At 57.1% G+C, this 18,505-nt stretch carries 17 protein-coding genes; 10 read left to right on the top strand and 7 right to left on the bottom strand.

Annotated elements, in window-relative coordinates; genetic code table 11:
- The first annotated feature begins 69 nt into the window (after window positions 1-69).
- Window positions 70-1,263 carry an ABC transporter substrate-binding protein gene (locus ACFQ14_RS04700; RefSeq protein ID WP_377211545.1) on the top strand — a complete coding sequence of 398 codons (1,194 nt, stop codon included), beginning with the start codon at window positions 70-72 and terminating at the stop codon, window positions 1,261-1,263.
- 23 nt (window positions 1,264-1,286) lie between these two features.
- Here the strand turns inward: ACFQ14_RS04700 and ACFQ14_RS04695 are convergent, their stop codons facing one another.
- Window positions 1,287-1,718 carry a hypothetical protein gene (locus ACFQ14_RS04695; RefSeq protein ID WP_377211544.1) on the bottom strand — a complete coding sequence of 144 codons (432 nt, stop codon included), beginning with the start codon at window positions 1,716-1,718 and terminating at the stop codon, window positions 1,287-1,289.
- Between the two features lie 104 nt (window positions 1,719-1,822).
- On the opposite strand from ACFQ14_RS04695, the gene ACFQ14_RS04690 reads away from it, so the two are divergent.
- From ACFQ14_RS04690 to gmk, 9 genes are all read left to right on the top strand, one after another.
- On the top strand, window positions 1,823-2,350 hold the full coding sequence (locus ACFQ14_RS04690; protein WP_377211543.1) for a TetR/AcrR family transcriptional regulator: 528 nt from the start codon (window positions 1,823-1,825) through the stop codon (window positions 2,348-2,350).
- Between the two features lie 26 nt (window positions 2,351-2,376).
- Window positions 2,377-4,026, top strand: coding sequence for a thiamine pyrophosphate-binding protein (locus ACFQ14_RS04685; RefSeq protein WP_377211542.1), 1,650 nt, complete (start codon window positions 2,377-2,379; stop codon window positions 4,024-4,026).
- Window positions 4,027-4,101: 75 nt separating this feature from the next.
- A complete protein-coding gene (gene fabD, locus ACFQ14_RS04680; protein ID WP_377211541.1) occupies window positions 4,102-5,040 on the top strand; it encodes an ACP S-malonyltransferase in 939 nt (312 codons plus the stop codon).
- 151 nt (window positions 5,041-5,191) lie between these two features.
- Window positions 5,192-5,929: a 3-oxoacyl-[acyl-carrier-protein] reductase gene (fabG, locus tag ACFQ14_RS04675; protein ID WP_377211540.1), complete on the top strand. Its 738-nt coding sequence runs from the start codon at window positions 5,192-5,194 to the stop codon at window positions 5,927-5,929.
- Window positions 5,930-6,062: 133 nt separating this feature from the next.
- Window positions 6,063-6,299, top strand: coding sequence for an acyl carrier protein (locus ACFQ14_RS04670; RefSeq protein ID WP_377211539.1), 237 nt, complete (start codon window positions 6,063-6,065; stop codon window positions 6,297-6,299).
- A 160-nt stretch (window positions 6,300-6,459) separates the two neighbouring features.
- Window positions 6,460-7,716, top strand: a complete 1,257-nt coding sequence (gene fabF / locus ACFQ14_RS04665) for a beta-ketoacyl-ACP synthase II (protein ID WP_377211538.1) — start codon at window positions 6,460-6,462, stop codon at window positions 7,714-7,716.
- Window positions 7,717-7,862: 146 nt separating this feature from the next.
- Window positions 7,863-9,083: an endolytic transglycosylase MltG gene (mltG, locus tag ACFQ14_RS04660; protein ID WP_377211537.1), complete on the top strand. Its 1,221-nt coding sequence runs from the start codon at window positions 7,863-7,865 to the stop codon at window positions 9,081-9,083.
- Window positions 9,080-9,964 (top strand): YicC/YloC family endoribonuclease, encoded by an 885-nt coding sequence (locus ACFQ14_RS04655; protein WP_377211536.1) that lies wholly within the window; start codon window positions 9,080-9,082, stop codon window positions 9,962-9,964. Before mltG ends, ACFQ14_RS04655 begins: the two co-directional genes overlap by 4 nt.
- Window positions 9,965-9,987: 23 nt before the next feature.
- Window positions 9,988-10,629, top strand: a complete 642-nt coding sequence (gene gmk / locus ACFQ14_RS04650) for a guanylate kinase (protein WP_377211535.1) — start codon at window positions 9,988-9,990, stop codon at window positions 10,627-10,629.
- On the opposite strand, the gene rsmA is transcribed toward gmk, so the two are convergent.
- The 6 genes from rsmA to ACFQ14_RS04620 all read right to left on the bottom strand — a co-directional run bounded on the left by rsmA (window position 10,626) and on the right by ACFQ14_RS04620 (window position 18,372).
- The gene (rsmA, locus tag ACFQ14_RS04645) at window positions 10,626-11,480 is read right to left on the bottom strand and encodes a 16S rRNA (adenine(1518)-N(6)/adenine(1519)-N(6))-dimethyltransferase RsmA (protein WP_377211534.1); all 855 of its coding nucleotides are present in this window, start codon (window positions 11,478-11,480) and stop codon (window positions 10,626-10,628) included. The genes gmk and rsmA overlap by 4 nt on opposite strands.
- On the bottom strand, window positions 11,477-12,544 hold the full coding sequence (pdxA, locus tag ACFQ14_RS04640) for a 4-hydroxythreonine-4-phosphate dehydrogenase PdxA (protein ID WP_377211533.1): 1,068 nt from the start codon (window positions 12,542-12,544) through the stop codon (window positions 11,477-11,479). Before pdxA ends, rsmA begins: the two co-directional genes overlap by 4 nt.
- Complete coding sequence (locus tag ACFQ14_RS04635) at window positions 12,544-13,542, bottom strand: SurA N-terminal domain-containing protein (RefSeq protein ID WP_377211532.1); 999 nt, start codon at window positions 13,540-13,542, stop codon at window positions 12,544-12,546. Before ACFQ14_RS04635 ends, pdxA begins: the two co-directional genes overlap by 1 nt.
- 105 nt (window positions 13,543-13,647) lie before the next feature.
- Entirely contained in the window at window positions 13,648-16,044 is a 2,397-nt protein-coding gene (locus ACFQ14_RS04630; RefSeq protein WP_377211531.1) for an LPS-assembly protein LptD, read from the bottom strand.
- 1 nt (window position 16,045) lies between these two features.
- Window positions 16,046-17,152, bottom strand: coding sequence for an LPS export ABC transporter permease LptG (lptG, locus tag ACFQ14_RS04625; protein WP_377211530.1), 1,107 nt, complete (start codon window positions 17,150-17,152; stop codon window positions 16,046-16,048).
- A complete protein-coding gene (locus ACFQ14_RS04620; RefSeq protein WP_377211529.1) occupies window positions 17,149-18,372 on the bottom strand; it encodes an LptF/LptG family permease in 1,224 nt (407 codons plus the stop codon). Before ACFQ14_RS04620 ends, lptG begins: the two co-directional genes overlap by 4 nt.
- Between the last annotated feature and the right edge of the window lie 133 nt (window positions 18,373-18,505).

The following is an 18,505-nucleotide window of genomic DNA, read 5'->3' as shown; positions in this document are numbered from 1 at the left end:
TCTGGCATAAGCGGGCTCATCAGACCGGCTTCCAACACGAGGCCAAACCTTCTCAACAGGGAGAGACACATGAAGAAACTTCTTCTCACCACGACCATTCTTGCGGGCCTTGCGACATCAGCATTCGCCGGCGGCCACGAGGTCAAAATGGGCGTTATCCTGGGCTTCACCGGCCCGATTGAATCGCTGACGCCAGACATGGCCGCAGCCGCTGAACTCGCCATGAAAGAAGCTTCCGATTCTAAAATGCTGCTCGATGGCAAAGTAATCGTGCCCGTGCGCGGGGACTCCACCTGCACGGACGCTGCGGCCGCTTCGGCTGCCGCTGAAAAACTCATCACATCGGACGGTGTTGTCGCTATCATGGGCGCAGACTGCTCCGGCGTGACAACCGCAATCGCAAACAATGTCGGCGTGCCGAACGGCGTGACGATGATTTCGCCTTCCGCGACATCGCCAGCGCTGACGACCATCGAAGACAAAGGTTTCTTCTTCCGCACAGCCCCATCCGACGCCCGTCAGGGTCAGGTTTTGGCTGAAGTGTTGAAAGACCGCGGCATCACCGAAGTCGCCGTGACCTACACGAACAACGACTACGGCAAGGGCCTTTCGGATGCGTTCGCAACCGCATTCACCGCAAACGGTGGCAAGATCTCGATCTCTGCTGCTCACGAAGACGGCAAGGCCGACTATTCCGCTGAAGTCGGCGCACTCGCTGCTTCCGGTTCCAAGCACCTTGCAGTATTCGGCTATGTCGACCAAGGCGGTAAAGGCATTATCCAGACTTCGCTCGACACCGGCGCGTTCGACCAGTTCATTCTGGCAGACGGCATGATTGGCGAAAGCCTGATCGAAGCTATTGGCGCAGATCTGAACGGCACGATCGGCACCCTGCCGGGTTCTGAATCCGAAGGCGCAGCCAAGTTCAAGGAAGTCGCGACCGCTGGTGGTCTTGCCAAGAACGACGGCCCCTTCATGCCGGAATCATACGACGCGGCTGCGTTGATGATCCTCGCCATGCAGGCAGCCGGTTCAACAGACCGCGCAGCCATTCAGGCGAAGGTGATGGAAGTCGCCAACGCACCGGGCGAGAAAATCCTGCCAGGTGAACTTGCCAAGGCACTGGAAATCCTCAAAAACGGCGGTCAGGTTGACTATGAAGGCGCGTCCAACGTGACCTTTACAGAAGTCGGCGAAGCTGCTGGTTCCTACAAGGAACTGGAAGTCAAAGACGGCAAATTCGCCACGGTGAAAATCCGCTAAGACGGTCTTCGGTTTCCGAAAATTTAAGCACCCGGTTGCACATGCAGCCGGGTGTTTGTTTTTTCACTGACCGATTTCCCTTCTAGGTAGAAAATCCGCGCGGCCATCGCGGTCAGACCAATGCAGCCCGTAGCCAGAACCAGCAGCGACCAAAGCGTGACGTTCATGCCCAAGGCTTTCGCTTTTGGCATCATGAAAGTCAGCGCAACGCCCACGGCCAGCAGCAAATCAAACCAGATCTGGTTTCCCCACGCATTGCGAACGTGTTCTGTCCAGAAGCCGAACATGCCCTCGCTGGCGATGGCAAACAGCGACCAGCCAAGAAAGGCGACGCTGAGCCCCGCCGACAAAAGCCATGATCGGCCACGGTGCGCTTTTGCACCTGTGGCTAGGATTAAAACAAAAATGACCAGACCAACGGCAGCCGCAGCGGCGGTGAGGGTGAAAATGTCCATGATTGAAGCTCCTGTTGTGAAAGTGTAGCATTCGCAACATAATCGATGCGTAGCGTTCGCTACAATAACATTATGTAGCTTTCGCTACATTTATGTGAATGAGGATGATCGTGCCTGCCGGACCGGAAACCTATCTCGAACAGCTTGCCGCCCATGTGATGCAGCATGGCTTGCAGAACGCCAGTCTCAGGCCGCTGGCTAACGCCGCCGGAACAAGCGACCGCATGTTGATCTACCATTTCGGTTCGAAGGACCGTCTGGTCGCACAGATCGCTCACCATATAGCATCCATCGTTCGGGCAAGGCTCAACACGTCGCTCCCGCAGGAGAGGGCGCAGAGCCGGAGGCAATGCGCGGAGGAGGTGATGGAGCAAATCAGCAGCGAAGGCGGCCGGGCATTTCTCCACGTCTGGTTCGATATGCTCGCAATGGCCGAAAGAGAGGGCGAGGTATACCGCTCCATCGCCGGTGAGGTGATCGGCACGTTTCACGACTGGCTGCTCTTGCGCCTTCCTCTGTCGGATCCCGATCCCGAAGAAGCGGTCCAAAGAATTCTTGTTTGGTTGGAAGGCAATCTTGTGCTCAAAGCTGCAGGCAGCAAAACCATCTTGCCGCCCGATTTCGACCTCTAGTCTCTAATTTTCCGGAACCCTTGCCCATGCCCACCGCCGCCCAAGTCCTCGTGCAATGCCTCCTCAATCAGGAGGTCGAAATGGGTTTCGGCGTGCCGGGAGAGAGCTATCTTGCCGTTCTCGATGCGCTGCATGACGTCTCGAATGCCTTCAAATTCATCGGCACGCGCAACGAGGGCGGGGCGGCCTTCATGGCCGAGGCCTACGGCAAGCTGACGGGCAAGCCCGGCATTTGCTTTGTTACCCGTGGGCCGGGAGCGACCAACGCCTCAATCGGCATCCACACCGCCATGCAAGATTCCTCGCCAATGGTGGTTTTCGTGGGCCAGATTGCCCGCTCCATGAAGGGACGCGAAGCGTTTCAGGAACTTGACTACAAGGCTGTGTTCGGCTCCATGGCGAAATGGGCCGTTGAAATTGACGATCCAAATCGCGTGCCGGAAATCGTCGCCCGCGCCTTTCAGGTGGCGCTTGCAGGAAGACCCGGTCCGGTGGTGGTCGCTCTGCCGGAAGACATGCTGACCGAAGAATGTACAGCCCTGCCACGGGGCAAAATCGTGGCCGCGAAACCGCATATGACCGACGTTGATTCAAAGGCCATCCGCGAGCGTCTCGCTGCAGCGCACAAGCCGGTGCTGATTGTCGGCGGCGGTGGCTGGAACGCGAGCGGGCAGGCGGCTTTGAAGCGCTTTGCAGAAGCCAATACATTGCCCGTCGTCTCGGCTTTCCGGTCTCAAGACCTGATGGACAACGCTTCGCCCTCTTATGCTGGTGATGCCGGTGTGGGTATGCCGCCACACGTCCGCAAATTCCTTGACGAGAGCGACCTCTTGATCGCCGTCAACGTGCGTTTCGGTGAAATGCTGACCGATGGTTACACGCTGTTCGATCCCGCGACCTTCGACAAACCACTGGTTCATATTCACGCCAGCGAGGCGGAAATCGGCAAGATTTTCACCCCTGATCTCGCAGTCCTTTCCTGCCCGAACGCCGCACTCAACACTCTTGCTGCATTGGACCCGATTGAAGCGCCCGTCTGGGCCAAACGCACGCAAGAGGTTCACGCCGCTTGGGAAACAACGGTTGAAACGCCACCGCAGCCCGGTGCGCTGGACATGAGTACCGTGGTCGCCCATTTGCGCACCGCCTTGCCGCCGGATGCCATTGTCACCAATGGAGCAGGCAATTTCGCCATCTGGCCCAGCCGTCATCTGCCTTATGGTGAAGCCATGACATTGCTCGGTCCCCAGTCCGGCGCGATGGGCGCGGGCGTTCCCGCTGCCGTGATGGCGAAAATCCATGACCCGACACGCTTCGTGCTGTGTTTTGCAGGCGACGGCGACTTTCAGATGAACTGTCAGGAACTCGGCACCGCGCTTCAGCATGGTGCGGCGCCTGTGATTTTGATTTTGAACAACGGCCAATACGGCACGATCCGCATGCATCAGGAGCGCGATTATCCCACGCGCGTCAGCGGCACTCAGATCGTCAACCCGGATTTCGCCGCACTCGCCCACGCATACGGAATGTATGGCGAGCAAATCACGCAGACAGATGAATTTCCCGCAGCCTTCGACCGCGCCTGCGCCTCGCCCACAGGAGCGGTGCTCGATCTGATTGTGGATCCCGAGGGACTGGCCCCACGCATGACTGTCACATCACTGCATCAGCGCTAGTTCCGGCGCTAGGTCTTGACGATAGAAGGCCGAGCCCTCAAACGAAACTAACACAACGTTGAGGATACCCAAACAATGCTCGCACTCACATTTCCCGGACAAGGCTCGCAATCCGTTGGCATGGGCAAAGAACTGGCCGATGCGTTTCCTGAAGCCAAAGCCGTGTTCGATGAAGTGGACGAGGCGCTGGGAGAAAAGCTGTCCGATATAATCTGGAACGGCCCCGAAGAAACGCTGACGCTGACCGCCAACGCACAACCCGCTTTGATGGCCGTCAGCATTGCAGCCTTACGTGCGATGGAAGCGCAGGGATTCCAAGTCACCCATGCGAACTACGTCGCGGGTCATTCGTTGGGCGAATATTCAGCCCTCGCGGCTGCGCACGCACTTACCGTGGGCGATACAGCTCGCCTGCTGCGGATCCGTGGCAACGCCATGCAAGCTGCCGTTCCAGCTGGCAAAGGCGCTATGGCTGCCATCATCGGTCTGGAAATGGACCAGGTTGAAGCCATCTGCGCCGCCGCCACGCAGGATGGTGACGCGGTTCAAATCGCCAACGACAATGGCGGTGGCCAATTGGTCATTTCCGGCCACAAGGGCGCTGTCGAGCGCGCCTCGGAAGCGGCAAAGGAGGCAGGGGCAAAACGCGCACTGATGTTGCCGGTCTCTGCACCATTCCACTCGGCGCTCATGCAACCCGCCGCCGACGCAATGGCGGAGGCTCTCGCCAATGTCGACGTAGAAGCCACAATCGTGCCGTTGATCGCAAACGTGCTGGCGGATCCAATTTCTCATCCCGACGACATTCGAAAACGGCTCGTCGAGCAGGTGACAGGACGTGTGCGCTGGGCGGAAAGCGTGGAATACATGTCAGAGCAGGGAGTGAGCCGCATTCTCGAAATCGGCGCAGGCAAAGTACTCACCGGCCTAGCTCGCCGCATTGATCGGGACATGGAAGGCATTGCCGTCAACACACCCGCCGACATCGAAAAGGTGATGCAGGTGCTGGCGTAAGCCGCGAGTCACTTCAATTCAGGCACTTGAATCATCACCTCAACCGTTTCACCCAAGGTGTGACAAACCCGAATCAGATTTTAAAGAAAGCCTGCGGACCGTCTGAAAAGACTCAGAGTTTTTCCACGCAGGCCATAGGAGAGCTAATCCAATGTTTGATCTTACAGGCAAAAAAGCCCTCGTTACCGGCGCGTCCGGCGGGTTGGGCGAAGCTATTGCCCGCTCGCTTCATGCCCAAGGCGCCATTGTCGGCCTGCATGGCACCCGCGCGGAAAAGCTGGAGGCTCTGGCGAAAGACATGGGCGAGCGTGTCCACGTGTTTCCCGCCAATCTGGGCGACCGCGACGCAGTGAAAGAACTCGCCGCCAAAGTCGAGGCTGAAATGGAAGGTCTGGATATTCTGGTCAACAATGCTGGCATCACCAAAGACGGCTTGTTCGTGCGCATGAGCGACGAGCAGTGGGACGACGTGATCGAAATCAATCTTACCTCGATGTTCCGTCTCACCCGCGAATGTGTGTTCCCCATGATGCGCCGCAAGGGTGGCCGTATCATCAACATCACGTCGGTTGTTGGTGTGACGGGTAATCCGGGACAGGGAAACTATTGTGCGTCGAAAGCTGGCATGATCGGTATGTCGAAATCGCTGGCGCAGGAAATTGCCAGCCGAGGCGTTACCGTCAATTGCATTGCGCCGGGCTTCATCGAAACCCCGATGACAGACGCGCTGAACGAAAAGCAAAAAGAAGCGATTCTCTCCACCATTCCTTCCAAACGACTTGGAACCCCCGCCGAAGTCGCCGCCGCTGCGGTGTTCCTCGCAGCCGACGAGACTGCCTACATGACGGGTCAAACCCTGCACGTGAACGGCGGTATGGCGATGATCTGATCGCTCACCGCATCAACGGCATGAAATTCACCTAATTTTTGCGTTGTGAACAGCGCATCAAAGCCTTGCTATCGGATGCCATGCCGATTAAGTGATGGCCCAACATCGTTAACCCATGGCCAAGGATAGTCCCATGAGTGATACCGCAGAACGCGTGAAAAAAATCGTCGTCGAACAACTCGGCGTCGAAGCAGACAAAGTCACTGAAAAAGCGTCGTTCATCGACGATCTTGGCGCAGACAGCCTCGATACAGTCGAAGTGGTCATGGCCTTCGAAGAAGAGTTCGGAGTGGAAATTCCTGACGACGCAGCCGAGAACATTCAGACGGTTGGCGACGCGATTACATATCTTGAAGCCAACAAGGCTTAAAGCGCTGGCCGCATAGCGCCCATTGGGCCAAATACGGTTTGCCGAACGAGAATAATCAAGCGGGGTTCGGCCCCGCTTTTTTTTGACTTTGTGACGCCTGATTGGCCCTGTGCCACAGTGCGACACCACATTCGATTGGGCCAGTAATGGGGGATGAGCAATGAGACGTGTTGTCGTTACGGGAATCGGAATGGTTTCGCCTCTGGGCGGAGACGCTGAAACCTCTTGGACCAACATTCTGGCGTCTAAAAGCGCCGCCAAGCGTGTCACCGAATTCGAGGTTGATGACCTCCCGGCTAAAATTGCGTGTTCCATTCCTTTTGGCCCAAAGGAAGACGGCGGGTTCAATCCCGATGACTGGATGGAGCCGAAAGAGCAGCGTAAGGTCGATCCCTTCATCCGCTATGGCATCGCTGCCGCCACGATGGCACTGAATGACGCTGGTTGGCATCCCAAGACTGACGACGAGAAAGAACGCACGGGCACGATGATCGGCTCAGGCATTGGCGGGCTTCAAGGCATTGAAGAAACCTCGTTGCTGCTGCGCGACCGTGGTCCGCGCCGTATTTCCCCTTTCTTTATTCCCGGCCGATTGATCAACCTTGTTTCCGGCTATGTCTCGATCATGCACGGCCTGAAAGGCCCCAACCATGCTGTGGTGACGGCCTGTTCCACCGGCGCTCACGCGATAGGAGACGCAGGCCGCATGGTCGCGCTTGGCGACGCCGATGTAATGGTTGCCGGTGGCGCAGAAAGCCCCGTTTGCCGCTTGTCGCTGGCAGGTTTCGCGGCCTGTAAAGCGCTCTCCACGTCTTATAATGACGAGCCGGAAAAAGCCTCGCGCCCTTGGGATGCAGATCGGGACGGCTTTGTAATGGGTGAGGGCGCCGGCATCGTTGTTCTGGAAGAATACGAACACGCCAAAGCCCGTGGCGCAAAAATCTATGGCGAGCTGGTCGGCTACGGCATGTCGGGCGATGCCCATCACATCACCGCACCAGCGCCGGAGCATGAAGGCGCATTTCGCGCCATGCGAGCTTGCCTGAAGCGCGCTGAGATGGACCCAGGCGAAGTTGACTACGTCAACGCCCACGGCACTTCCACAATGGCCGATACGATGGAACTGGGCGCGGTTGAGCGTCTATTGGGCGATGCGGCTGGCAAAGTCTCCATGTCGTCTACAAAGTCTGCCATCGGCCATCTTTTGGGGGCTGCTGGATCGGTGGAAGCGATCTTCTGCCTGTTGGCCATGCGCGATAATACGGCACCGCCAACGCTCAATCTCGATAACCCTGATGCTGAGACTGCGATTGATCTGGTTCCGCACACAGCGCGCAAGCGCGAGATAAACGCGGCGTTGTCAAACTCGTTCGGTTTCGGCGGCACAAACGCAGCGCTGGCATTCCGCAAACTGTGAAGCGTTGCGCCTATGGCGCATGAAGTGCGAGAACGCTAACCTTTCGCCACATTGATGGGTGATTCCGAAGGGCTTAAAACCACGAGCCCGTCAGATAGCTTTGTCTAGGCGCGATAAGGCGGCAGCTAAGGAAACGGATACAGGCGTTGAGCGACGACACTCCCACACCATTTGGCCGCGATCCTTTCCGCGATATGGATCCGATGAGCGATCCGGGCGCTACGCTTAAAAAGGCGAAGCCGCCGCGCTCCAGCGCGGCACGCAGCTTTATTGTGCGGCTCCTCAACGGGCTGTTCACGCTGGCCATTTTGGGCGTCGTCGGTCTGCTCACCTTTGCTTGGTATTCGCAACAGCAATTCACCGCGCCCGGTCCCTTGCAGGAAGAGACGACTTATGAGGTGCAGAGCGGTGCAACCTTCAGAAGTATCATGCCTGACCTTGTTGCGAAGAAGATCATTCCCAAACAAGGCCCGTTGCGCATCTTTCTCAACGGTGTTCGCCGTGCCGGCAAAGCATCTGATCTGAAAGCAGGCGAATTTGCCTTCACGCCGAACATGAGTATGCAGCAGGTGGTTTTGCAGCTGACCGAGGGCAAAGCCATTCAATACGGCATCACCCTGCCGGAAGGTCTGACATCTTATCAGATGATGGAGCGTATCCAGTTTGCCGAGAGGCTCGAAGGCCCGCTGCCCGCCATCCCGCCGGAAGGCTCAATGGCCCCCAACACCTACGCTTTCCCGCGCGGAACAACCCGCGCAGAAGCCGTGGGCCGCATCCGCGAAGCGCAGACCAAAATTCTTCAAGAAGCGTGGGAAAACCGTGCGCCCGACTTGCCGCTGAAGTCGCCAGAAGAACTGCTGATTCTCGCCTCGATCGTGGAAAAAGAAACCGGGGTTGGCGATGAGCGCCCGCACGTCGCTTCGGTCTTCATCAACCGCCTGCGCAAAGGCATGCGCTTGCAGACAGACCCGACTGTGATCTACGGCATTTGGGGTGGACAGGGAAAACCAAAGGACCGCGGTGGCTTGCGACGTTCCGAACTGCGCAAAGAAACGCCTTACAACACCTATGTGATCCGCGGCTTACCTCCAACACCTATCGCAAATCCTGGCCTTGCTGCCATTAAAGCGGCTGCCAATCCGCTGGAGACAGACGATTTGTATTTCGTCGCAGATGGAACTGGCGGTCACGCCTTCGCCAAAACCCTGGCCGAGCACAACGCGAATGTTGCCGTTTGGCGCAAGATTGAAGCGCAGCGCAAGAAAGAAGCGGAAGAAGCCGCTGCTAAAGCGGCAGCCGAAGCCGAGGCCGCTGGAGAAAGCACTGACGCATCTGGCGCATCCGGCGAAGAGGCGACATCGAATTGAGCCTGCGCAGCATGACAGGCTTTGCCCGCCACGAAGGACACACGGGTGACACGGCTTGGGCATGGGAAATACGCGCGGTAAACGGCAAAAGCCTCGACATTCGCCTGCGTTTGCCCGGCGGGCTGGAAAACCTCGATGGTCTCATCCGCAAGGCGTGCAGCGCACGGCTTTCGCGTGGCAATTTGCAAATCAACCTGTCACTAAAAGGCACGGCGTCGCAAAGCCTGCCTGTGGTAAACTTGGCAGCACTCGATGCCATCCAGTCGGCACTCCAGACCGTTCACCAGCGCACTGGCGCGCCGCTGCCCGATGCGGGGCAGATCCTGTCATTTCGCGGTGTGCTGGAACAGGCCGAAAACGGCAGCACGTCCGATGACGAGAATTTTCACAAAGCACTGTTGACTGGACTTGATGCCACTTTGGATGCCCTGATCAGCCACCGCGAAGCGGAAGGCAACGAGCTTGCTCGTATCATGGCCCAGCAGATCAACGAGATTGAGCAGCTAACAGAAACTGTGAAAGCCGATCCCGCCCGCACAGAAGCTGCAATCGAGGCGCGTCTCAAAGAGCAGATCGCCCGTCTTGGCGATGCGGGCGGCACGGTAGAGCCGGAGCGTTTGGCAGCAGAAATAGCGCTCCTAACAACCCGCGCGGACATCACGGAAGAACTGGACCGGTTGGACGCTCACATCGTTGCAGCGCGAAACCTGTTGAGCGAGGGCAGCCCGGTAGGCCGCAAACTTGAATTTCTCGCGCAGGAGTTTAACCGCGAAGCCAACACTTTGTGTTCAAAATCAAATGCGGTTTCCATCACCGAATCCGGGCTTGCGCTGAAAGTTGTAATTGACCAGATGCGCGAACAGGTTTTGAACGTGGAATGAAAACCAGGGCGGGGGCCAGCGACATGACGATTTCATCATCCCTTGATCGGCGCGGCCTGATGCTGGTGCTTTCCTCGCCTTCAGGCGCAGGCAAGTCTTCCATCGCACGCAACTTGCTGTCCAGCGATCCCAAGCTCACTTTGTCAGTATCCATGACCACGCGCGAACGCCGCCCCAGCGAAATCGACGGCACGCACTATCATTTCACGGACAAAGAAGCCTTCATCATGAACCGTGATGCCGGGCAATTGCTGGAATGGGCTGAAGTGCATGGCAATTACTACGGCACTCCCTTTGCGCCCGTGCAGGAAGCAATGGAGCAGGGGCGGGACATGCTGTTTGACGTGGACTGGCAGGGCGCTTTGCAAATGTTCGATGCGGCAAGGGCGGATATCGTCAGCATTTTCATCCTGCCTCCTTCGATGGCCGAACTGCGCAGTCGCTTGATCCGCCGTGCAGAAGATAGCGAAGAGGTGATCGAGAAGCGGTTGCAGAATTCCATCACCGAGATGCGCCACTGGAACGAATACGACTACGTGGTCATCAATGAAGACTTGCAGCAGGCAGTTGCCGAGGTGAAAGCCATCCTCACAGCAGAGCGCCTTCGTAGAGATCGCCGCGTTGGCATCCACTCTTTTGTGGATGAATTGTTGGGCGTTTCCTAAAGCTCCAACGCCTGCGCCAGCGCAACAAAGTCTTCCATCGCCAGTTCTTCGGCGCGTTTTGTGCCCGCAATACCGACCTTCGCAAGCAGTTCTTCGCCCCCCAGCGGTTTCAGGCTTTGGCGAAGCATCTTGCGGCGCTGCCCGAATGCAGCCTGCGTGATGTGCTCCACCGCTTTGACAGATACGGGCAGTGGCTTTGTCTTTGGCTGCACCATAATGACCGATGAGGTCACCTTCGGCGGCGGGAAAAATGCCTGCGGCGGCAAATCAAACGCGATGTCGCTGTGGCAACGCCAAGAGGAAAGCACGCCCAATCGCCCCCACGCTTTGTCATCGTTGGTGGCCGTGATGCGTTGAGCCACTTCCTTTTGAAACATCAGCACCATGCCGTTCCAGAACGGCGGCCAATCCGTGCCGCCAATCCAGCCTGTGAATAGAGGCGTTGCGATATTATAGGGCAGATTAGCAATAACTTTGACGTTTGAACCGCCATCGAATGCGCCGACCTTAGTTAATTCTGCGCGATGGTTTACTTCCAGCGCATCCCCTTCAAGCACCGTCAGGCGTCCCGGATGCGCATCAGCGATCTGTGCCAAGGCAGGCAGGCAGCGCGCGTCGCGCTCTATCGCAACCACGTGGCGTGCACCGCTTGCCAGCAAAGCGCGGGTCAGCCCGCCCGGACCGGGGCCGATTTCCAGAACCGTAGCACCCTCTAAAGAGCCGGCCGCACGGGCGATTTTCATAGTGATGTTGAGATCAAGCAGAAAGTTCTGGCCAAGCGCCTTTTTCGCGGCCAGACCATGCTGGTCGATGACATCGCGCAGTGGCGGCAGATCGTCAATGTGGCTCATGCTGCTGTCACGGTCGCCTGCGCAGCGGCGGCGGCGAGGTCGCCTGCCATCTTCAGCGCCGCGATAAAGCTGGACGGATCAGCCTTGCCGGTTCCCGCAATATCATAGGCAGTGCCATGATCCGGCGATGTGCGGATGAAGGGTAGGCCAAGCGTAACGTTGACGCTCTCATCAAAGGCCAGCGCTTTGGCAGGGATGAGTGCCTGATCGTGATACATGCAAAGCGCAACGTCATATGCCTGGCGAGCACGGGCATGGAACATGGTATCCGCAGGCAGCGGCCCGATGCACTCAACGCCCTCGCTGCGCAAAACCGCTAGTGCTGGTTCCAGCACGGTCATTTCCTCAGTGCCAAGCGCACCATCTTCGCCGGCATGGGGGTTAAGCCCCGCAAAAGCGAGACGCGGTTTTGCGATTGCGAACCGCGATTGAAGATCAGCGTTGACGATGCGGGCAGTCTCGACAATGAGATCAGCCGTGAGCGCGGCTTTCACGTTCTCCAACGGGATGTGAACCGTGACTGGCACCGTGCGCAGGTCTGGTCCGGCTAGCATCATCACCGAGCGCGGAGCATCGGCGCTGTTGCCATGCCAACCCGTCGCCAACGCGGCCAGATATTCCGTGTGACCGGGGAATTCAAAACCGGCGTCATAGAGGTGTTTCTTGTTGATCGGCAGCGTCACCAATCCACTCGCTCGCCCCTCGCGTATCAGCGCAACACCGCGTTCTATGGCTTCAACCACGCCCGCCGCATCCTTAGGCTCCGGCTTGCCGGGTTTGGAGGATAGCGGGTTGTTTACCTGCAAAACGGGCAGGCTATCTGCGGGAAGGGCACCGTCAGCCCAAGCGCTTGCCCGCGCAGACATTCCCAGCAGTTGAGCGCGGTCGTTTAGAAGATCAACATCGCCCAAGACGAAAAACGATGGTACTTCGATCGCACCATCGGCTGCCATTGCCCAGGTTTTCAGCAGGATTTCCGGCCCAATGCCTGCAGGGTCACCCAGCGAAACGCAGAGCCGCGCTTGGTTATGGTTTCCTCTTTGCAGGGACGGCTGCGCACCCATCAGCGGTCTTTGATCACCGCTGCTTTGCGCAATTCCTCAAGATATTTCTTCTCCAGCGCCGAAACCTGACGATCTCCACCGCTGAACAAATCGCCGTCAGCACCGGACGATTGGGCCTTGCTCAACACTTCGCGGGTGCGGCAAACGGCCAGCATTTCGACGCCGCGGGCGGTCTTTTGTGGCTTTGTTGTCTTGCCTGGGCTCACGCCCTTAACGGCATTCAGCCACTCGGAAGGCAATTCGTGTGCTTGCACGCGGCCACGGTCACGCACGGTCACATCACGAAGTGATGCGGCGTAGGAGAGGCTGCCTTCGCAACCGGGAAAGCGCGTGCGGAAATTCTGCGCTTCGCGGAGGCGCGCATTCTGGCGTGCGGCCATCTGATCGCGCGGGACGACGAAGATGATTTGTTGGAGCGTGTATTCGGTCGTTCGGTTCGAACCGGAATCGCGCCCCTGTCCGTGCAGATGGTCCAGCGGTCCGGCCTCTTTCGTCGGGCGCGATTCGGCCTGCATCCTGGCGCCAAGCGCACGCTGCCAGCTCATCTGAGCTCGAATATATTGCTTGAAGCCGCGAACGGTCACGCCGGAGCGGTTGAGTATATCGCGCAAAGCGCGTTCAGGCATTTTGTTGCCCTTGGCAAAGCGCGCAAACGCAGCATCCACATCGCGATCGGAAACAACGGCGCGAATGCGACGGGCTTCCTGCATCTTCAGCGCTTCTTCGATGAGTTCTTCCTTGGCCAGCTTGCGGTGATTCCCCTTCATCCGGCGCAGCTTGAAGAACGCTGCACGGCGAGCAACGTCATTTGTTGTGATCGGCACATTGTTGACCAGAGTGACGATCTTGCTTGCCGCTTGTGCCGGCCTGTCGAACACGCCAGCGGCTGGCACCGTGAACCCCAATGCCAACGCGAGTGCAAAAACCGCGCCGTTGCGGCGGGGGCGAGCAGAAGCGCGACACGTCACAATTTCGCTTTTTGTGGCTTGCTCGTTCATGCTGATCTTGCTCCCTCTTTTTCGTCGTTTGATTTCGAGCAGCGAAGCTGCCCTATCCGGCCGCCGTAGTGACAATAAAATGCGGTGAAACGTTGATGTGCAACCCTACAGATTGTCCAAAAAGCCGCCTCGGCCGAAATCTTCCAGATCTTCGGTGTCGATAGATTCCTGGAAATCGCCAATAGTTCGGATGCCAATCGCAAAAGATATGGATTGATTGGCATTGTCGGTGTCGTATCGGCTGTTGGTTTCCTGAAAAGCCAGCGACAGCGAGAAACACTCATCCGCATAGCTCAAACCAGCCTTCTTCAAAAACATCGTGGAGTTTTCGATGTCGTAAGACATGCTGCCGAAGGCTCTCCAGTGTTCAGCCAGTTTCACACTGCCGGACACCAAAACTTGCTGACGTGGATCGGTAATGCCGATTTCGTCCTGCTGGTCGATGAAGATATAGCTCGAACTGATAGCGAAATTGGGCGAGCCGTAAGAAATGCGGGCTTCACCCCGACGCACATCAAAATCCGAATTGTCGAACCGCGCTTTCGCGTTCAGCCCCAGCCCAAAGCGCGATGTGAGGCCAAGAGAGGCTACATAGTCGGAGCGGTCAGTATCCAAACCAGACGCGCCGCCCACATTCACCAGATCGGCCTGATCGAACGGATTGTCGCCACCCAGATGGAAAGACTGGCCGAATATGCCGTTCAGCGACAGGCCGTTATCGAAGATGCCTGAATACCGAATTCCGACATTTGCCCTGCTGCCACCTTCAATGCGGTCAAAGCCCGAAAATTTATCGCGGCTGAACAGCGTGGTCGCATCAAACACAAGGCTTTGCGCGTCATCATTGGGCAAAATACCCGTCTCGTTGAGATCAGGTCGCAGCAAAAGCTGAACCACAGGCTCAAACACATGGCTGGAGCTTTCCGTGCGCACCAGAATTGGATAGCTCGCCTCAATCCCGACTGTCGGCATGAAGCGTGCAGTTGAGCCTTGTTCAATTGCAAGACTGCCAGCGGTGCCGGTCGCGTCAACACTCGTCACGTCTCCGCGCAGGCCAAGGAACGGCGTGATTGTGAAGCCGTTGTCGGTCACAATCGTCGTTTGCCAGTTCAGATCAACCGATGCCCGCGTGGTCTCGCCTTCAGCACCAAATGTGTTGATGACGGTGCCGCCCAAAAGGCTCTGCGTGTCCAGCACATCGCGCTCAAGGCTGGTCACGTTCACATCCAGCGACAGCTCGCCACCCAGTGAGGCTGGCGTGGTCACAAGGTTGTAATCGAGGACAGGACGCACAAATGCCTGCTCGTCCTCGATGAAATAATTGCTGCCCTGATTGTTGTATTCGTAGCCAGCCAGTTCGAAGAACGATTTTCCTGCAATGCCGCGCAGGAAAATATCGTTGGTGTAGGTCGAGTTGGAATAGTCTTCGATGTCATAGGTATTGGAGAACGTGTCATCGGTCTGCGCCATGAGGTTCCAGCCGAAAACCCAACGCGAATTGATGTTGAACAGACCCTCCGACGAGATCATGCCTCGCTCAACCTCGTTCAGGTCTGGCGCAGTGGAAAATTCATCCTGACCCTGCTGCGAAATACCGGCAATGCGTATGTTGTATGCCCCGTTGTCGAATCGCTGCCGCCATTCAACTTCGCCCATGAAGCCTTGGTCCTCGTAATAGGTGCCGGAGAACGTCAGATCATGGCTGTCGCCCGTCACCAGGAAATAGGACTGACGGTAGAACCAGCCAAGATCGCTCTTTTGTCCAATGCGTGGCACCAAAAAGCCGCTCTTGCGCTTCACCGAAGGGTCAGCATGGCTGAAATAGGGCAGGTAGGCGATCGGCAGGCCGAACAGTTCAAACCGTGCGTTCTGGTAGGTAACGGTTTTGGTTACGCCATCCAAAATCACCTTGCTGGCCTTAACTTGCCAAAGCGGGGGTCTTTCCGGATTTTCCTTGCAAGGTTCGCAAGCGGTATAGATGCCGTGATTGAACACGGTCTTTTGACCGGCAAATCGCTCGGCGCTTTCCGCTGCAAAGCGTGTGTTATCCGGTGTCTCAACCCTCAGAGCGTTGATGAAGCCCTCACCGAAATCGTCGGTAAGATCTATTTCATCGGCGAAAATGCGGTTGCCATCTGGTTCGAGAATTTCAACATTGCCGCTGGCCATCACGCGCCGAGTGCGCTGATTGTAGCTCACCCTGTCGGCCACAACGTTGTAGCCGTCATAGTCCAACTGCACGTTGCCGACAGCGCTGACGACTTCGTTGTCGTTATCGTAGATCAGTTCGTCCGCTTTAAGCAGCAGTTGCGCGTTCGGATCACGCGGGCCGCCAGTAGGCAGTTCCTGCGCATTCGCTTGGAACAGCGCAGGGGAAACAGTTGCGGGGAGCGCCACCAAAGCGGTGGAGAGCAGGGCGCTTGCCGTGACTTGCATCAGGACGCGCGGAAACGCTGCTCGGCGCACCGGCACAGCATGAATTGCCGTCTCAAGAGGAGCCATATTAGCCATCCTCCTGGTGCAAAAGAATTGTTACACCGATCAAAATTGCAACACAGGTCGGGGACCACGCCGCCGCTGCTGGCGACACCAGACCGTTACTCCCGAAAGTCATGACGATTTCCGAGACGACATACAGCACAAACCCCGCCAAAATACCACCCAGAATAAGCTTCATTGGCAGACCAAATCGCGCGAACCTTAACGACATGCATGCAGCGATTAACACCATTGCAATAAACAGGAACGGTTGCGCCATATGAGCTTGCCGCATGGCAAGGAAAGTCAGGTGATTGCGCCCGTTGCGCTTTGCCCGTTCGGCATGGTCACCAAGCTCCCAAAACGGCACGTTTGCTGCTTGTGTCGCGCTCAATTGCAACTCAAGCGCCGAAACATTCACGGGAATGTCCATTTTTTCGCGCTGCTCGCTGACTTTGCCCGGAACTGTCACCGTCGCATTGGTCAATTTGTAGATGTTCAATTCCTCGCCTGTTTCCTCAAACACAGCCCGTTCAGCGTCAATCCGCTCGGTTGGGGCGCCATCGGGCGTAAAGAAATAAATCGAAACAGCCGCAAGGTTTCGCCCATTGTCCTGTGCAATCGCTGCGCGGACAATCACATCGCCGGATTTTTGTCCTGCGCGAAGCCAGAAATTATCGGATTTGTTCGCGTAATTGCCCTTCAACCGCCCGAAAATATCCGCTTCCAGCGATTGCGAAATCCGTTGAGCGTTCAAAGCCAGCGGTTGATAGATCAAAACAGCCACGACACCGATTAAAGCCGCACTCACGGCCACGGGTTTCAGGAACTGCCAAACCGATACCCCCGAAGCCCGCGCTACCACCAGTTCAAGGCGGCGGTTAAGCATGATGAGCGACAAAGCGGCACCAAACAGCACAGCAAACGGCAGCACCCTTTGCGCAAAGGCGGGCACCCGTAACATCGAAATCATCAACACATCACCGAAGCTGCCTTCAACCTGTGCGTTCAGCGAGCGCGACAGCTCCACTGAATCCACAGCCATTATCAACAAAAGGAAGAATACAAATATCATCAGCACATTGGTGATGAAACTTCGAGCGATGTATAAAGACATGGTAGAGGCGATCATGTATGGGCCTCCAACGTCTCATGCGACTGCCAAGCGCTCGGTTGCAGGCGTTTGGGCAGGGCTCTCTTCAGCAGATTGATCGCAATTTCGTTGTTTCGATCAATCCGTGCCTGCGCCTTCTGTGTCAGGCCCAAAGTGCTGCCCGAAGCGATGAACAGCGCGGGGATGATGATGCCCACAAGCGGCAGAACCCACATCATCGCAATCGCGAAATCGGACGTTCGCGCCGCATTTTCCAGGGCGACCGTGCCGACCCGGATGCCGATGACCGCCAATGCCGCCAAGGTCGCTTCCTGCATTCCCCCGCCGCGATGAGATTGTGGATAGCCGATCATCGCCACAATAATCAGCACCGTTGCCAAAGCGTGCAGGCCGCCGCTGAAACGAACGTGAAATTCTGCCCGATAGCGCTCCGGCTTTGCCTTGTAGAGCCCTTCTTCGGGATTGGGAGAGAGCAATTCAGCCGTTGGAATCTCAAATTGGCTGTAACTGGATTTGCCCGAACCGCCGCCGGAGAGGCTTGAGAGGTTGAGCGCATAGGAACTGAATTTCACCACCGAAATGCGGTCTGTTCCCTTAGGAAGGCTCTGAATTTGCCCATCCTTCAAAACCAGAAAAGACTGGTCGTCTTGCTTGGTAATCAAACCCTCTCGGGCGATGTAGCTTAGAGTTTCCTTTTCGCTGCGTGTGTCCAGCACGAAAACGCTGGTCAAAACACCGCCCGGCTTGCGTGAGGCAACGTGAAAAGTCAGCCCGTCACCTGCATCGCGAAACGCGCCTTCACGGATGGCGACGGAGACTAAATCGGCGCGAATTTCGGTGATGAACGTGCGGAGTGTGAGCATGGATGCCGGGCCAAGCCACAAATTGAGTGTGTAGACTGAGGCCATAACGATCAATCCGACTGCCATAAATGGCCGCAACAGGCTGGCTCTGGAAGCGCCTGCGGAATGCATCACCACGAGTTCGGAATCCTGGTTAAGCCCCTTCAGCACCTGAAGCAGGGCGATCAACAGCGCCACTGGCAGGATGGCGGCTGTAAGCGTCGGCACGCCCAACGTTGTCATCTGCAGGTAGGTGGCGATCCCGCGCCCCTTGGTCATCACCACGTCGACTTCTTGGATGGCGCGCACAATCCAGACAACGCCAACTAACGCGCCTGCTGAAATCAACAGCGCGACCATCGTCTTGCGAAAGATGTAGCGTTCGAGGAGGCTCAAGCCCATCACGTCGCGTCTGCCTCTCTGGGTCCGATGTCTTGCCGGAGCGCTTCAAATTAGCGCCGCGTCCACAATAGTGCAGCCCAAGTCGAGCTCGAAGCCGCGCATTGTTCGCGCGTCATACGACTCGATC

This window comes from Pseudahrensia aquimaris, from assembly GCF_042676045.1.
Taxonomy (GTDB): Bacteria; Pseudomonadota; Alphaproteobacteria; order Rhizobiales; family Rhizobiaceae; genus Pseudahrensia; species Pseudahrensia aquimaris.
The sequence above is the reverse complement of the archived record's forward strand: the minus strand, read 5'-3'. Positions and strand labels throughout refer to the sequence as shown.

Excerpts from the sequence above, each read along its gene's own strand:
- ACFQ14_RS04700 (WP_377211545.1), top strand. The coding sequence starts at position 70 with ATGAAGAAACTTCTTCTCACCACGACCATTCTTGCGGGCCTTGCGACA.
- ACFQ14_RS04695 (WP_377211544.1), bottom strand. The coding sequence starts at position 1,718 with ATGGACATTTTCACCCTCACCGCCGCTGCGGCTGCCGTTGGTCTGGTC.
- ACFQ14_RS04690 (WP_377211543.1), top strand. The coding sequence starts at position 1,823 with ATGATCGTGCCTGCCGGACCGGAAACCTATCTCGAACAGCTTGCCGCC.
- ACFQ14_RS04685 (WP_377211542.1), top strand. The coding sequence starts at position 2,377 with ATGCCCACCGCCGCCCAAGTCCTCGTGCAATGCCTCCTCAATCAGGAG.
- fabD (WP_377211541.1), top strand. The coding sequence starts at position 4,102 with ATGCTCGCACTCACATTTCCCGGACAAGGCTCGCAATCCGTTGGCATG.
- fabG (WP_377211540.1), top strand. The coding sequence starts at position 5,192 with ATGTTTGATCTTACAGGCAAAAAAGCCCTCGTTACCGGCGCGTCCGGC.
- ACFQ14_RS04670 (WP_377211539.1), top strand. The coding sequence starts at position 6,063 with ATGAGTGATACCGCAGAACGCGTGAAAAAAATCGTCGTCGAACAACTC.
- fabF (WP_377211538.1), top strand. The coding sequence starts at position 6,460 with ATGAGACGTGTTGTCGTTACGGGAATCGGAATGGTTTCGCCTCTGGGC.
- gmk (WP_377211535.1), top strand. The coding sequence starts at position 9,988 with ATGACGATTTCATCATCCCTTGATCGGCGCGGCCTGATGCTGGTGCTT.
- rsmA (WP_377211534.1), bottom strand. The coding sequence starts at position 11,480 with ATGAGCCACATTGACGATCTGCCGCCACTGCGCGATGTCATCGACCAG.
- pdxA (WP_377211533.1), bottom strand. The coding sequence starts at position 12,544 with ATGGGTGCGCAGCCGTCCCTGCAAAGAGGAAACCATAACCAAGCGCGG.
- ACFQ14_RS04635 (WP_377211532.1), bottom strand. The coding sequence starts at position 13,542 with ATGAACGAGCAAGCCACAAAAAGCGAAATTGTGACGTGTCGCGCTTCT.
- ACFQ14_RS04630 (WP_377211531.1), bottom strand. The coding sequence starts at position 16,044 with ATGGCTCCTCTTGAGACGGCAATTCATGCTGTGCCGGTGCGCCGAGCA.
- lptG (WP_377211530.1), bottom strand. The coding sequence starts at position 17,152 with ATGATCGCCTCTACCATGTCTTTATACATCGCTCGAAGTTTCATCACC.